14 protein-coding genes, 4 tRNA genes and 1 pseudogene are annotated in these 15,679 nt (G+C 39.3%); 6 read left to right on the forward strand and 13 right to left on the reverse strand.

Annotated elements, in window-relative coordinates; genetic code table 11:
* Window positions 1-213 precede the first annotated feature (213 nt).
* Window positions 214-351 (forward strand): annotated as a pseudogene (locus D0T50_RS13275) (transposase); the annotation flags it as partial.
* A 203-nt stretch (window positions 352-554) separates the two neighbouring features.
* On the opposite strand, the gene D0T50_RS13280 reads toward D0T50_RS13275, so the two are convergent.
* The 6 genes from D0T50_RS13280 to D0T50_RS13305 all read right to left on the reverse strand — a co-directional run bounded on the left by D0T50_RS13280 (window position 555) and on the right by D0T50_RS13305 (window position 4,461).
* A tRNA-Gly gene (locus D0T50_RS13280) sits at window positions 555-627 on the reverse strand.
* A 6-nt stretch (window positions 628-633) separates the two neighbouring features.
* A tRNA-Leu gene (locus tag D0T50_RS13285) sits at window positions 634-717 on the reverse strand.
* Window positions 718-748: 31 nt separating this feature from the next.
* Window positions 749-829 (reverse strand) — tRNA-Leu (locus D0T50_RS13290).
* A 19-nt stretch (window positions 830-848) separates the two neighbouring features.
* Window positions 849-921 (reverse strand) — tRNA-Gly (locus D0T50_RS13295).
* A 74-nt stretch (window positions 922-995) separates the two neighbouring features.
* A complete protein-coding gene (nspC, locus tag D0T50_RS13300; protein WP_163224018.1) occupies window positions 996-2,135 on the reverse strand; it encodes a carboxynorspermidine decarboxylase in 1,140 nt (379 codons plus the stop codon).
* Window positions 2,136-2,148: 13 nt separating this feature from the next.
* On the reverse strand, window positions 2,149-4,461 hold the full coding sequence (locus D0T50_RS13305; RefSeq protein WP_163224019.1) for an ATP-dependent helicase: 2,313 nt from the start codon (window positions 4,459-4,461) through the stop codon (window positions 2,149-2,151).
* A gap of 118 nt (window positions 4,462-4,579) precedes the next feature.
* Here D0T50_RS13305 and D0T50_RS13310 point away from each other — a divergent pair, with 118 nt between their 5' ends.
* From D0T50_RS13310 to D0T50_RS13320, 3 genes are all read left to right on the forward strand, one after another.
* Complete coding sequence (locus tag D0T50_RS13310; protein ID WP_163224020.1) at window positions 4,580-5,200, forward strand: superoxide dismutase; 621 nt, start codon at window positions 4,580-4,582, stop codon at window positions 5,198-5,200.
* A 158-nt stretch (window positions 5,201-5,358) separates the two neighbouring features.
* A complete protein-coding gene (locus D0T50_RS13315; protein ID WP_203558251.1) occupies window positions 5,359-6,045 on the forward strand; it encodes a hemolysin III family protein in 687 nt (228 codons plus the stop codon).
* Between the two features lie 136 nt (window positions 6,046-6,181).
* A complete protein-coding gene (locus tag D0T50_RS13320; protein ID WP_163224030.1) occupies window positions 6,182-6,730 on the forward strand; it encodes a DUF3332 domain-containing protein in 549 nt (182 codons plus the stop codon).
* A 76-nt stretch (window positions 6,731-6,806) separates the two neighbouring features.
* Here the strand turns inward: D0T50_RS13320 and D0T50_RS13325 are convergent, their stop codons facing one another.
* The 5 genes from D0T50_RS13325 to D0T50_RS13345 all read right to left on the reverse strand — a co-directional run bounded on the left by D0T50_RS13325 (window position 6,807) and on the right by D0T50_RS13345 (window position 10,323).
* Window positions 6,807-7,256: a DUF4293 domain-containing protein gene (locus D0T50_RS13325; protein WP_163224021.1), complete on the reverse strand. Its 450-nt coding sequence runs from the start codon at window positions 7,254-7,256 to the stop codon at window positions 6,807-6,809.
* A gap of 1 nt (window position 7,257) precedes the next feature.
* A complete protein-coding gene (locus D0T50_RS13330) occupies window positions 7,258-7,593 on the reverse strand; it encodes a DNA-directed RNA polymerase subunit omega (protein ID WP_163224022.1) in 336 nt (111 codons plus the stop codon).
* 7 nt (window positions 7,594-7,600) lie between these two features.
* The gene (locus D0T50_RS13335) at window positions 7,601-8,404 is read right to left on the reverse strand and encodes an outer membrane protein assembly factor BamD (RefSeq protein WP_163224023.1); all 804 of its coding nucleotides are present in this window, start codon (window positions 8,402-8,404) and stop codon (window positions 7,601-7,603) included.
* A 105-nt stretch (window positions 8,405-8,509) separates the two neighbouring features.
* Window positions 8,510-8,935: an amino acid-binding protein gene (locus tag D0T50_RS13340; protein ID WP_163224024.1), complete on the reverse strand. Its 426-nt coding sequence runs from the start codon at window positions 8,933-8,935 to the stop codon at window positions 8,510-8,512.
* 89 nt (window positions 8,936-9,024) lie between these two features.
* Complete coding sequence (locus D0T50_RS13345) at window positions 9,025-10,323, reverse strand: phenylacetate--CoA ligase family protein (protein WP_163224025.1); 1,299 nt, start codon at window positions 10,321-10,323, stop codon at window positions 9,025-9,027.
* 191 nt (window positions 10,324-10,514) lie between these two features.
* Here D0T50_RS13345 and uvrB point away from each other — a divergent pair, with 191 nt between their 5' ends.
* A complete protein-coding gene (gene uvrB / locus D0T50_RS13350) occupies window positions 10,515-12,536 on the forward strand; it encodes an excinuclease ABC subunit UvrB (RefSeq protein WP_163224026.1) in 2,022 nt (673 codons plus the stop codon).
* A 466-nt stretch (window positions 12,537-13,002) separates the two neighbouring features.
* Entirely contained in the window at window positions 13,003-14,001 is a 999-nt protein-coding gene (locus tag D0T50_RS13355; RefSeq protein ID WP_163224027.1) for a malate dehydrogenase, read from the forward strand.
* 90 nt (window positions 14,002-14,091) lie between these two features.
* On the opposite strand, the gene D0T50_RS13360 is transcribed toward D0T50_RS13355, so the two are convergent.
* Both D0T50_RS13360 and D0T50_RS13365 read right to left on the reverse strand, forming a co-directional pair.
* Window positions 14,092-14,694, reverse strand: coding sequence for a hypothetical protein (locus tag D0T50_RS13360; protein WP_163224028.1), 603 nt, complete (start codon window positions 14,692-14,694; stop codon window positions 14,092-14,094).
* 12 nt (window positions 14,695-14,706) lie between these two features.
* Window positions 14,707-15,153: an RNA polymerase sigma factor gene (locus D0T50_RS13365; protein WP_163224031.1), complete on the reverse strand. Its 447-nt coding sequence runs from the start codon at window positions 15,151-15,153 to the stop codon at window positions 14,707-14,709.
* Window positions 15,154-15,679 lie beyond the last annotated feature (526 nt).

Here is a 15,679-nt window from a genome sequence, read left to right on the forward strand (position 1 = left end):
AGCACAGTTCAGAGGAGTAAGGGAAAGGGAATTCTTTATATACAGGCTGACAAATATTTATGCATAAAAATAAAATCCCTCAGGTTTTTACGTTGATCCGGTATTTCAGCCCCAAATACTTGACGCGTCAACTCTTTATACTTGACGCGTGTACTCTTTATACTTGACGCTTCAAGTATTTGGAGCATACGCCTATACTATTTAACTTGATCCGTTTATTACTTTGAAAACAGATCAACCAATGCAGCAGCAGAATCATTCAATGCAAAAACAAAGGCATTTAGAGCACAGTTCAGGGGAGTAAGAGATATACCATTCTTTATCTTTAGGCTGGCTAAACTTTGTGCGTAAACAGGGATACCAACAAAGATTTCGACTTGAGCCAAAATATCCTAAAACGACACTGCGTTAAGACGCTTCTGAGAGGGGTGTTTCAAGTCCGAAAACTTGACGCTTATACTGTTTAGAGTTGAAACGTTCACCGTGAAGTAATAAAAAAGCCTTCCAAACTTAATGTTTGAAAGGCTTTATCTTTTTCATGTATTTTAGCGTTGAGCGAAAGACGGGATTCGAACCCGCGACCCTAACCTTGGCAAGGTTATGCTCTACCAACTGAGCTACTTTCGCAATATGTGAAGAGAATGAGACTCGAACTCACACGACCGACCGGTCACTACCCCCTCAAAGTAGCGCGTCTACCAATTCCGCCATCTCTCCATCATTTCAAATAACAAACTGTTTTATCAGGTGCCCAGAACAAGACTCGAACTTGCACGTCTCTCAACACTCGCACCTGAAACGAGCGCGTCTACCATTCCGCCACCTGGGCAGTGAGTCAACAATCTGAGAGCGAAAGACGGGATTCGAACCCGCGACCCTAACCTTGGCAAGGTTATGCTCTACCAACTGAGCTACTTTCGCAATTGCGGATGCAAAGGTAATGGTTTTCTTGAAACGTGCAAATTATTAAAAGAGAAAAATAAACCTTTACTTATTCAACTCATTCTATCGCGATAGTCTTCGTATTTGAATTGTTTATACACAATTGCCTCGCCTTCCTGTGACCATAATGCGATGGCAGGATGATGGATTCCGTTAAACATATTTGTCTTAACCATGGTATAGTGTATCATATCTTCAAAGACCACACGTTCGCCTATTTGCAACTCATGATCGAAACTCCAATCCCCCATATAATCACCGCTTAAACAGGAATTTCCACCTAATCTATACACGTGTGTACCATCGTTTCCTTGTTGTGCACCACGAACAGCAGGCTGGTAGGGCATCTCCAGACAATCGGGCATGTGGCAGGTAAAGCTAACGTTGAGTATGGCTGTCTTAATACCGCGACTTTCCACAATATCCACTACTTCGGAAATCAACACACCTGTTTGCCATGTGAAGGCAGAGCCTGGTTCTAGAATGATTTTCAAATGGGGGTAGCGTGTTTGTAGACCCTTAAGCAGGTTGATGAGATGTTCGGTATCGTAATCGGCACGCGTCATGAGGTGTCCGCCACCCAAATTAAGCCATTTAATTTGTGCAAACCATTTAGAAAAGTTTGACTCTATGTGTGTTAAAGTGCGTTCCAACTCAAACGAGGATGACTCGCAGTGACAGTGACAATGAAACCCTTCTATGCCCGCTGGTAGCTGCTCGGGCAATAAATCGGCCGTAATACCAAAGCGAGTGCCGGGTGCGCAAGGATTGTATAATTCCGTTTCTACTTCCGAGTATTCAGGATTTATACGGATGCCGCACGAAATACGATTACCGTCTACTTTAACCATTGGATAGAACCGGGCATATTGCGACAAAGAATTAAAGGTAATATGACTGCTGCAATGCATAATTGCAGGAAAATCTGCTTCTGTGTATGCTGGTGCGTAGGTATGGGCTTTGCTGCCAAATTCTTCCAACGCAAGTCGTGCTTCGTAGACGGAACTTGCAGTGGAGTGATCTATGTATTCTCTAAAAATAGGAAACGAGCGCCACATAGCAAACGATTTGAATGCCAATATAATTTCTACACCTGTGTGGTCTTTTACTTGTTTAATCAATTGTAGGTTCTTCCGAAGCCGTTCTTCTTCCATTATATAACAGGGAGAAGGAAATTTATTAAAATCAATCATCTGTTTATTGCATTTATTCTATTACTTTGAATCGCGCAAAGCGAAGTAACAGTTGTTTCTCGCCCGCATTTTGAAAACTAATTGTTGCTTTTGCATTATCACCCGCCCCTTCTACTCGTATTACACATCCTATACCAAAACGTTCGTGCTCAATAAATTGTCCTTCAGCGATTCCGGTTACACCAGAAGGTGCACTAGAAGGAGTAGCAGCGCTTACTTTCTTAAAATTCCGTACAGGAGCGCTTGTCGAAGAGATCGTTTCTTTTCTTTGCTGTGATGGTACCGTTACCCGTTCTTTTTTCATCTCATGATAAAAACGGCCCGAGGGTTCACTCACTCGACTACCATAACCCATAGCCTCGCTTGAAAGTTCTAAGTAATCTGTATCGATATCTCTTAAGAAACGGCTTGGTGCACTAAATTCTGTTTTTCCATAACGAAAGCGTGACTTAGCATACGACAAAAAGCAGTGTTTCTCGGCACGGGTTATCGCAACATAAAATAGTCGACGCTCTTCTTCCATTGCTGCTTCAGAATTTCCCGTCATGGAACTAGGGAAAAGATTTTCTTCCATTCCTACCACAAACACCACCGGAAACTCCAACCCCTTGGCGGCATGTACCGTCATCAGGGTTACCTTGTCGTCACTTTCTTTGTCAGAATCCTGATCGGTGAGCAATGCTATTTCCGAAAGGAAATCAGTCAGTGATACATTATTATTTCCTTCCTCAAGACGTTCTGCACAGAAATTGTGCATGCCATTAACCAGTTCTTCAATATTTTCCTTGCGGCTAAGGTTTTCGGGAGAAGTGTCTTGACATATATCACTCATAATACCCGAAGCACGAATAATTTCTGTTCCTATTTCGTAGGCATTTTTGAGTGGCAGCTCTGTGAAGAACTGATCAATAATTTCGCGAAAGCCCTGTAGTTTGGCATGTGTGCCTTTATTTATGGCTAATCCACAGGCCAGTGGGTCGGTCATCACGTTCCAAAGGCTGGTGCCATTGGCTACTGCTGTTTCTATTATTTTACTTAACGTAGTACTTCCTATACCGCGTGCCGGATAATTGATAATTCGTTTGAAAGCTTCCTCGTCGTTTGGATTGACTACCAAACGAAAGTAAGAAGTTACATCTTTTATCTCTTTACGCTGATAAAAGGACAGTCCGCCATAGATTTTATAAGGCATGGATCGCTTACGCAGGGTGGCTTCAAAAACTCTACTTTGTGAATTTGTGCGATAGAGAATAGCGAAATCGGAATATTCAAAGTCATTTCTGCGGCGCATATCAGCTATTTTATTTACAACTATTTCGGCTTCCTCTACATCGGAGTATGCCTGATAGACAGGAATAGCCTCTCCCCGCTCCTTTTCTGAAAAAACTTCTTTACGTATCTGTTTGGTGTTTTTTTCAATCAAGCTGTTTGCCGCACTTACAATAGTTTGTGTAGAGCGGTAGTTTTGCTCTAACTTAAAGAGTTTGGCAGTAGGATAGATAGTTGTAAAACCTAATATATTATCAATCTTCGCACCACGAAATGAATAAATACTTTGCGCATCGTCGCCCACTACACAAATGCGCTGGGATGTTTCGCTAAGTTGTAGAATAATAGCATGTTGCGCATAGTTTGTATCTTGATACTCATCGACTAATATATAGCGATATTGCATTCTGTAGCGTTCCAACACTTCGGGATTATCGCGAAATAAAAGATAGGTGTAGAACAATAAATCATCAAAATCCATAGCGCCTGCTTGCTTGCAACGTTCCCAGTAGCGGATATAGATTTCTCTTGTTTTCGGCATTTTGGCGTTCGTATCACTTTCGTATATCTCTTTATTGCGCGCATAGGCCGAAGGTGAAATCAGTTGGTTTTTGGCATTGGAGATACGTGTTTGTACATTCCCTACTCTATAAATTTTATCGTCTAACCCCATTTCCTTAATAATAGAGCGCAATAAACTCTTACTATCCGAAGAATCATAAATAGTAAATTGAGACGGAAAGCCCAGTAATGTAGCTTCAGCACGCAAAATACGCGAAAAAATAGAATGAAACGTGCCCATCCATAGATGACGAGCGCGACTTTCGCCAACCTTCGCAGCGATACGAGCTTTCATTTCGCGTGCAGCTTTGTTGGTAAATGTGAGTGCTAAAATGCTCCAAGGTTCAAAACCACTCTCAAGCAAATAGGCTATTTTGTATGTCAGCACACGGGTTTTTCCCGATCCTGCCCCAGCAATAACCAAGGAAGGTCCATCGTTGTACATCACGGCATTGCGCTGGCTCTCATTCAGTTCATCCAAGTAATTTATCAACATATATTGATGCTATCTATGAGTATATAGACGCAAAGATAGGAGAATTTTGGCAGTTGTACGAAACATTTAACCTCTGCCTTTGTTATATTTGTACTATAACAAATTACAATCAAAGCATATGAATACAATTTTATTAATATCAATATTTACAATTATGTCATACCAAATGCCAACACTTCCTTATGCTAACAATGTATTGGAACCTGTAATCAGTCAGCAAACCATTGATTTCCATTATGGAAAACATCTCCAAACGTACGTAAATAACATTAACAACCTAGTTGTTGGAACTGAGTTTGAGGGAAAAACCATCGAAGAAATAGTAGCAAAAGCTCCTAACGGTGCTATCTTTAATAATGCTGGACAAGTATTGAACCACACGCTTTATTTCCTGCAGTTTGTTCCTAAGCAAACCAAGAAAGAACCTACAGGAAAACTGGCCGAAGCCATTGTTCGTGATTTTGGTAGCTTTGAAAAATTCAAAGAAGAGTTTACCAAAGAATCTATCGCTTTGTTCGGATCGGGATGGACATGGTTGTCATCAGATAAAGAAGGTAAATTGGTAATTACCAAAGAAGCCAATGGTAGCAATCCTTTACGTGCGGGACTAACTCCTTTGCTTGGTTTTGATGTGTGGGAACATGCTTACTATCTTGATTTTCAAAATCGTCGTGCCGATCATATTAAGGAATTATGGACAATTATAGATTGGAATGTAGTAGAAAGTAGAATGAAATAGTACATATATCTACCTATTTGAACTTAAATAAAAAAACGAGGTTTGTTTTGAATGATAACGAACCTCGTTTTTTGTAAGTTCAAACTTCGTTTTTACTAAAAGTAACGCCCACTTTTCAGCTATTTTAGATACTTTTGTAAAAACAAAATGAACCGGTTATGATAAAGGTCCCAAATAACGGTTCTCAAAACAATCCTATTAAGATGAAATATTCCGTAAAAGAAGAACGAATCAACTCCCTTTCTCATGCAGCAGGCATTGTACTGGGTGTTGTCGCAGGCTATTTCTTACTGCAAAAGGCACGACTAAATCCCGATCCGTTTGCTATAGGTTCTATTATTGTATACCTCTGCGGGATGCTTTCCTCCTATATCGCGTCGACATGCTACCATGGCACCCTTCATAGAAAGAAAAAGGCAAAACTCCGTAAGTTTGACCACGCTGCCATTTATCTGCACATAGCTGCTACCTACACACCTTTCACCTTGCTTGCCATGAGGGAATACGGCTTCTGGGGGTGGGGAATATTTATTTTAGTTTGGTTATCGGCAATTGTCGGTGTAATCCTTTCTTACACCAATCTAAAAGAACATAGCAACCTTGAAACGATTAGCTTTGTGGCTATGGGATGTTCTATATTGGTTGCCATGAAACCACTTATGGATAGTCTTACGGCAGCAGATGCACTTTCTTCATTCTGGTGGTTAATTGCCGGAGGAGTTTCTTATATTGTTGGTGCTGTGTTCTATTCGTTACCACGTATTAAATATATGCACTGTACTTTTCATGTTTTCTGCTTAGGAGGAAGCATCTGTCATATCGTTGCTATATGGTTGATACTGTGAATACCCCTTCTCATACTATGTATGCTGTATTATAACTACCCTAAGTTTTATGCTATTTCTTTCAAAAAAACAACAAATTACTACTATATTTGTACCAATAAACAGTTTTCATATTATTAACCCAAAATTATTAGTTATGAGGAAAAGTAAATTAAAACTTTTATCACTTGTACTTGCAGGTTCTTTCCTTTTCAGTTCTTGCATTGGTTCTTTCAAATTGTTCAATAACGTATTAAGTTGGAACAAAGGCGTTGGCAACAAATTTGTTAACGAATTGGTTTTTATCGCTTTACACATTGTTCCGGTGTACGAAATTGCAGGTCTTGTTGACGTTCTTGTTCTTAACAGTATTGAGTTTTGGACAGGCAACAGCCCTATTGCAAAGAAAGGTGAAGTAAAACAAGTAAAAGGTGAAAATGGTGACTATACTGTTGAAACGCTTGAAAACGGTTATACTATCACCAAAGAAGGAGAAGCTACTGTTGACCTTATCTTTAACAATGAAACTAACACATGGAGTGTTGTAAGTGAAGAAGTAACTAGCGAACTAGTTAAAATCAATGAAAACGGAACTGCAGATTTATTCCTGCAAAACGGAGAAACAATGAATGTTACTTTGGATGCACAAGGAATATTGGCTGCGCAAAAAGTTACAATGGGTAACGTATTTTTTGCTGCACGTTAAACAAATCTCTATCTATATAAAAAAAGACTTCCTGCATAGGAAGTCTTTTTTTATATCTTTCAATTTTATATCTTTCTTATCGTAACCGGTCAGCTGCTCTAACCAACACCTCATCTTTGCCTATAGCGCGTATCGCTAAATAATTAAGGATAACAGCTATAAGAGGCAAACAAGCAGCAATTCCTACCTGAAACCTCAACGGGTCAATTGCATTTTTATAGGTAAAGAAAAACACTATAAAAGCAACATAGTATCCAATCAATAAAATGGTATTAAAGATTGTCATACGTATTTGCAATACTCTGTTTCTAAACAAGAAAATGGTAGCAGATGCAACAATTGTACTCAGCAATAATATGGCAAATAACCCCCATGATGAACCTTCTACGCCATTTACTCCAAAAGAAGTAAACTTCATAACAGTTATATTATCATCAAGGATGAAATTGCCATAAGGTAAACACATTGATGCAATCAGCAATGCGGCAACAACAAGTAGATAAACTGTTTGAATACGTTGTATCATCTTATTGTAGTTTATCTTTTTCCTTAGCAGGGTTTCTGTAATATATTTTGCCTTCTTGGTATTCTTGTGCAGCAATCAGAGTAGGCTTCGGAAGTTTTTCATAATAACGAGAAATTTCAATTTGCTCTCTGTTTTCAAACACTTCTTCAAGGTTATCATTATAAGAAGCAAACTCTTGTAACTTCTTTGATAATTCTACCTTAATATCAGCGCTGATTTGATTTGCACGCTTTCCAATAATAGCTACTGATTCATACACATTACCAGTATCTGCAGACACTTCCATCATGTCACGAGTAATGGTATTCGTAGGGGCATTTGTTCTTCTGTAATCCATATAAATTTTAATCTTGAATTATTTTCGACGATTCATTAAAAATTCTTTCTGCATCTTTCATATACTTACTTTCAGGAAATTCATTCTTGAAAGAATAGTATTCGTCAATCGCTTCGCGATAACGTTCTTCTTTTACTTCATCATAACTTTCTACTGCCATCTCATATCTGGCGCGAAGTATTAAAATCGACAAGTCCTCACGCAAGTGCGTATAAGGATAGTCATTTAACGCATTTTGCGCTGTTATGATACAAGCCGAATAGTTGTTTCCAAGGTATGTACCTAAATTATAATAAAGTTTGGCTGCCAAATATTCTTTCAACACAAGTTTATCTTGTAATTCAAAAATCATATTTTGAGCTTCCTGCATTTTAGAGCTTTGTGGGAAGTACTCCATAAACATTTGGAGTTCTTGTATAGCCAAATACGTACCCGATTGGTCTAAACGTGCTTCCGGACTGTCTAAGAACAACGCTTTACCAGAGTGGAAGCGTGCCAAATCAGTATATGTACCACGAGGATAAGTATTATAATAGGTGATAAAAGTATGTGAAGCCGTAGTGTAATCTTTTTGATTATAGTAGCACATACCAAGCATATATAAAGATTCTTCCGCTTTGTCGGTACCTTTTAAGATGGTAATCAGTTCATTCAACAAAGTTGCCGAACGCCCGTACTGCCCTTTTGCAAAGTAGTTCTTAGCTGCTTCGTACTTGTATTCGTAGTCTGTACTTTTTAAGATTTTGTTGTAGTTCCCACAAGAGGAAAAAACCACAGTGATAAGCAATAAGGATAAGATATATTTCTTCATGCCATAAAAATAATTGCGCAAAGTTACTTATTCACATTGAATTAACCAATTAATCAATGCTTTTTTCATTTAATAAGAAATAAAAGGAATACACTATACTCGCTATTATAGCTTGTATAGGTCGCTTGCCGCCAGCAAATCTACTTTTTTCGCGGTGAGTACCTGAATACACTTTTCCAGGTTGCTGGGGCGGATAATTACGTTCGCCGAGTTGTTGTTAGCAAATGAGTACATATATTCAATAAATACACCCGACTCGGAGAGGTAATTGAGTACTTTGGCCAATGCACCGGGAACATTAGGGCAGTTAATACCTATTACATCGGTTACATTTACTGCAAAGTGATTTTCTTTCAATACATTGTACGCTTTCTCCGGATCCGAAACGATACCGCGAAGAATACCGAAATCGGCATTTTCGGCAATGCACAAAGCAGAGAGGTTAATGCCTTCTTTTGCTAGTACTTCGGTTACTTCGGTAAGTCGTCCTGTATTGTTTTCCAAGAAGATAGAAAGTTGTTTGGCTATCATAATCTTTGGTCTGATTTTAGTTGATATTAATATTAACGCTTGAAGATAGGCTTTTTTTGGTTATAAACCAAAATATAATCGACGAATCGCTACAGTTTGCGGTTATCTATTACCCGCTTAGCTTTACCCATACTCCGTTCAATGGTGCGTGGCTCTACTATTTTCACATCTACACCAAGTCCCAAAACACTCTGTAATCTAGCTACCAGCTTCTTTCTCAACGCAAGCATGATTTTTATTTCATCAGAATAAAATTCTGGACGAGCCTCCACTTTTAATTGCATATAGTCGGTGTTATTCACGCGATCAACGGTAAGCAGGTAGTGTGGCTCAAACTCCGGAAGTTGAAGAATAACTTCTTCTATTTGTGTTGGGAATACATTCACTCCGCGAATGATTAACATGTCATCGCTTCTACCTAAAATTCTATCCATACGCACCAATGTGCGTCCACAAGTACAAGTATCGTAATGCAGTGCGGTAAGGTCTTTTGTGCGGTAGCGCAGCAACGGCATACCTTCTTTCGTCAGGTGTGTAAAGACTAATTCTCCTTGTTCGCCGGCTGCTACTTGTTTCAATGTTGCAGGATCTACTATTTCGGGATAATAATGATCTTCGTTTAAGTGTGTACCACACTGGCACTCACACTCATAACCCACTCCCGGACCAGCTATTTCGCTCAATCCGTATATATCGTATGCTTTAATGCCGAGTTTTTCTTCAATGTCTTTACGCATACTTTCTGTCCAAGGCTCGGCTCCGAAAATACCTATTTTTAGTTTCAAATCATTGAGCGAAATACCCGAATCTTTAATGGCGTCTGCCATAAAAAGGGCGTAAGAGGGTGTACAGCAAAGAACCGTTGCACCAAAATCGTGCATTAGTGTAATTTGCTTTTCGGTATTACCGCTCGACATAGGAATAACCGAGGCACCTATATGTTCGGCTCCATAGTGAGCACCGAGCCCTCCGGTAAAGAGTCCATACCCATAGGCTATTTGAAAAAAATCCGTATTACCAGCTCCATACGCAGTAAAACAGCGTGCAAGGCACTCTGTCCAACTTGCTAAATCCTTGCGGGTATAGCCCACTACTGTAGGTTTGCCGGTTGTACCTGATGATGCGTGAATGCGAACAACCTGACTCATAGGAACCGCACAAAGTCCGAAAGGATAATTATCGCGCAGGTCATGCTTGGTGGTAAAAGGTAGTTTTACAATATCGTCAATGCTGTTTATGTCGTCGGGTGTAACACCCAACTCTTGCATTTTTTTTCGATAAAACGGTGTGTTATGATACACATGCTCTACTGTCTTCTTTAGTCGAATACCTTGGATTTTTCGCAAACTCTCCCTATCCATGCACTCGATATTCTCATTCCAAATCATTTTCCTACGTTTGTATTGTATGACATTATTCTAAATTTCGTGCAAAGTAAATCATTTCTTTTATAGAAACAGGGCGATAATGTAACAAATGTAATGTATTCCAGACTATTTAGTTATATTTTGCGTTTTTCAGCAAATATAAACTACATTTTTTATATTGCTATGGTCTATATAATTCATACCTTAGCAACATGAATTTCGAATTAGTATCTCCATTCCAGCCAACGGGCGATCAGCCCGAAGCTATAGCCGAGCTAACCGCAGGTATTCTCGAAGGAGTACCAGCGCAAACATTGTTGGGTGTAACAGGTTCTGGCAAGACTTTTACTATTGCCAATGTTATTAAAAACATCAATAGACCAACCCTGATTCTGAGCCACAACAAAACATTGGCGGCACAATTATATAGCGAATTTAAAGGTTTCTTCCCTAATAACGCGGTGGAATATTATGTATCCTATTACGATTATTACCAGCCCGAAGCTTACCTGCCCGGGTCGGATACGTATATTGAAAAAGACCTTGCCATTAACGACGAAATAGATAAATTGCGATTAGCTGCTACCTCTGCCCTACTATCGGGAAGACAAGATGTGGTGGTCATCTCTTCTGTGTCGTGTATTTATGGTATGGGAAATCCATCCGACTTTTACAATAATGTTATCGAGTTGGAAAAAGGAAAGACGATAAGCCGTAATGTGTTCTTGCGTCAACTAACCGACAGCCTTTATACCCGTAATGACATAGACTTAAATCGTGGAAACTTCCGCGTAAAAGGCGACACGGTAGACATCTCGCTCGCCTACTCCGACCATATACTTCGCGTTATTTTCTGGGGAGACGAGATAGAGGTAATTGAAGAAATAGACCCCATCAGCAATCACACCACCGGGTCGTTTGAGGCTTATAAGGTTTATCCTGCCAATCTTTTTATGACAACCAAAGAGGCTACAATCAAAGCTATTCATGCTATTGAGGATGATTTAACCAAACAAGTAGCTTATTTTGAATCGGTAGGCAAGCCATATGAAGCAAAGAGGCTCTACGAGCGGGTTACGTACGACTTGGAAATGATTCGCGAATTGGGTCATTGTTCTGGAATAGAGAACTATTCGCGCTACTTTGATGGTCGTGAGGCAGGTACACGACCATATTGCCTGCTGGACTTCTTCCCAAAGGATTTTCTGATGGTTATAGATGAAAGTCACGTAAGCGTTCCGCAGATCCGCGCTATGTATGGTGGTGACCGTGCACGCAAAATAAATCTTGTAGAGTATGGATTTCGTTTGCCTGCAGCTATGGACAATCGCCCACTGACATTCGATGAATTTGAATCAATGACCGATCAAACTATTTATGTTAGTGCTACACCTGCCGACTATGAATTAATAAAATCGGAAGGTATTGTGGTAGATCAGGTAATTCGTCCTACAGGTTTGCTCGACCCAGTAATAGAAGTACGCCCCAGCATGAATCAAATTGACGATTTGATGGAAGAGATTCAACTACGTGTAGAAAGTCAAGAGCGTGTGCTTGTAACCACACTTACCAAACGAATGGCAGAAGAACTTACTGAATATTTGCTACGACACAATGTGCGTTGTAACTATATACATAGTGATGTAGACACCTTGGAACGCGTGAAAATTATGGATGAACTACGGCAGGGCATTTATGATGTGCTTATTGGTGTAAACTTGCTGCGCGAAGGATTGGATCTGCCCGAAGTGTCATTAGTGGCTATTTTGGATGCCGATAAAGAAGGTTTCCTTCGCTCCCACCGTTCACTTACACAAACAGCCGGCCGCGCAGCACGTAACATTAACGGCAAAGTTATTATGTATGCCGACAAAGTAACCGAAAGTATGCGTCTTACTATTGAAGAGACTAATCGTCGTCGCGAAAAGCAGCTTGCATACAATGAGGCAAACGGTATTACTCCGCAGCAAATTCAGAAAGCGCGCAATCTGTCAGTCTTTAAGCAAGAAGGGTATGAGAGCACCTTGTCGAAAGCATATATTGAACCGGAAACAGCAAGTATTGCTGCCGATCCGGTGGTGCAATATATGAGTAAACCACAATTACAGAAAAGTATTGAACGCACACGCAAGTTAATGCAGGAATCTGCTAAGAAACTAGAATTTATCGAGGCGGCACAATATCGTGATGAATTGATAAAGCTAGAAGATTTAATGAAGGAGAAGTTCTCCTGAAACACTTATTAAATTAACAACTAGCGCAACAATAATTATCAGTACATAAAATAAAAAGACCACTCTCACGAGTGGTCAATTCCTTTTATTGAAACTAATACCTATTAAAAACACACTACAAATATAATAAACAAGCACTTTGCTTACAAATTCTATAACCTAATACAGTCTTTAATAACATCGATTAGCAATTAACACTTTAAGTTAATTTGAAATTAAGATGTTTTGGCAAATACTCCTTAATAGATAACTCTCCTTACTACGCTAAATTGATTTCAGTTTCATACGATGACTGACGAAGTGCATTTGAATAAGACTATTTTTGAGGAGGAAATATATAATTCCGCCAACAATTCAGCTCAATTACCAAAGTGGGCAATTTAATCAGTCCCATGCACGAACAACAAGCAGCCGCATTTGTTATCTTACTACGAATACAAAGTCTAAATTTTAATAAGAAGAAAGAATGAAAACCATTACATCAGAAAAGCTAACAATCGTTGGAGCTGCCGGAATGATAGGCTCTAACATGGCACAGTCCGCCCTCCTTATGGGACTGTCATCTAACATTTGTCTGTACGACCCCTACAACAAGGGATTGGAAGGTGTTGCCGAAGAATTACTGCAATGCGGGTTCAATGACGTAACCATTACTTACACCAACAATATAGAAGAAGCGCTAAAAGGCAGTAAGTATGTGATAACTTCGGGAGGCGCAGCACGCAAAGAGGGAATGACAAGAGAAGATTTATTGAAAGGAAACGCAGAAATAGCCATACAATTTGGTAAAGACCTGAAGCAGTATTGTCCCGACGTGAAACACGTAGTGGTTATATTCAACCCTGCTGACATAACAGGATTGTTGGTGTTGTTGTACTCAGGATTAAAACCATCGCAGGTAACTACACTGGCTGCTTTGGACAGTACAAGATTGCGCAACGAACTGGCTAAACACTTCAACATTCATCCTGATAAAGTAACCAACTGCAGAACCTACGGCGGACATGGAGAACAAATGGCAGTGTACTCTTCTACAGCAAGCATAGATGGGAAACCATTAAATGATATAATAGGAACTCCCAAGCTAACCCACAAAGATTGGGAAGAGATAAAAGGGAAAGTAGTGCAAGGTGGAAAAATAATTATCGAGCTGAGAGGACGCTCTTCATTCCAAAGTCCGGCATATCTGTCGCTGGAGATGATGAGAGCTATTATGGGTGGAGAAAAATTCAACTGGCCTGTTGGTGTGTATGTTTCCAACAATGAGTTCTCAAACATCATGATGGCAATGGAAACTAAACTCGATAAGACCGGAGTGCATTATCACATTGTAGAAGGTACAAACGATGAGCGAAATGCATTGCAACAAAGCTACCGACACCTGTGCAATCTACGAGATGAGCTCATCGAATCCGGTGTTATTCCGCCAATAAAACAGTGGAGAGCTATCAATCCAAACCTGTAAGTTATAAAGATATTTTCTTTGTGTAAATTAAAGCCACAATACTACTCCTATCGAGCGTATTGTGGCTTTATTGTGTAAGAAAGACAATGCCTATTCCAACTCAAACTGTTCCAGCTCTTTTAGATTACGCTGTATTCCACGTATATGCTTAAAAAAACGAAACCAGAGAATCACAATAACTAGTACCACCAAGATCAATAAGTAACCTATAGCAAACTCTATTGAAAACACTTCCTGAAATTCGTGATTCGCTGAAGCTACGAAATTATACAACCAAATTCCCATATAAATAGGCATCAGGATAGTGGCAGCAATGGTATGTCGAACCAGATATGTCTTATACCTTATTATATAACGCGAGATTTCCGTAACAGACATATTTCCCATATCTATCTTATCGAGAAATCGACAAAGAAAAAACGACCAATACCACAATGCTGCTGCAATAGGTATAAACATCAGTACCCAAAAACGTCCAAACATACTACCATGCAGCAAGACAGACATGCTACAGAGAACAAACGAAACAGCACATATTGGTATTATTGTTAACGCTTGCTTTTCGTATTTTTTTATACGTTCAAATGCTCCTTTGTTGCGGTTGGCAAGCATTTCTTTAATCACACTATTATTTACTTCTGTTTGAAAGGAATCATTCTCTTTCCATATTTGTTTTAGTTGTTCCAAATCCATACTCTAACTAGTTTAACTGTTCGACATTCTCTTTAATTTCTCTTTGATACGATTAATCTTGGTTGATACGTTGGTTGTGGTAATACCCATAATCTCCGAAATCTCTTTATAAGGCCTATCTTCAAGATAAAGGAGTATAATGGCACGCTCCAACTTATTCAACTGGTTTATCAATGCGTAGAGTTCGTTTACATAACAGCTATTGTCTTCGAAAGGAGTTTTCAAATCGGGCGATAGCTCTACGTACATAGGCTTACGGCTGCTTTTCCTAAAAAACGAGATACAAGTATTCAGTGCAATCCGGTACATCCAGGTAGATTGTGCACTTTCGCCTCTAAATGCCGGGTATGATTTCCACAGGTTCAGTACCACTTCCTGATACAAATCATCCAACACATTATCCTTATCGGCATAGAAAGAAACTACCTTATAGATAATTCCATTATGCTTACGGATCATTTCTAAAAATTCTTTCTCCACAACAGTTGTTTTATGTATTTAATCTGTTAGTCGCCAATACGTAAAGAATGTCACACGGAGTAATAATAAACACTCCAATAGTGGTTTTACCAAATAGGCCTTCACATTCACATATCGCTGTAATTGAATGATAGTAAACGAGTTGCGTGTGAAGGCCCCCCTCTTTCATCCTTCACAGGGTCTTCACGGTGTAATTTTCCCTGTGTATCTATTACATTATAACACTGCACTCCTACCATTTTCGCACTTCAATTTCGCAAAAATAACTATTATATCTTCATCTCTTCACATAGGTGAAGACATATCATCACATATGTGAAGAGATATCGTCACAACTGTGAAGAGATATCATCACAATTGTGAAGAGATAAATATGCTACTTTTGCTGCATGAACAACACAGTGACTGACTTATACTGAAAGTGGTTGTCAGTTTTTACTGCTTGTTACTAAAAAGGTTGTCGCAATATATCTTTTCATTCTAAAAAGGTTGTCATTCATATCAC

Origin of the sequence: Bacteroides sp. 214 (genome assembly GCF_010501015.1) — a bacterium.
In the GTDB taxonomy this organism is placed as follows: Bacteria; Bacteroidota; Bacteroidia; order Bacteroidales; family Bacteroidaceae; genus Bacteroides.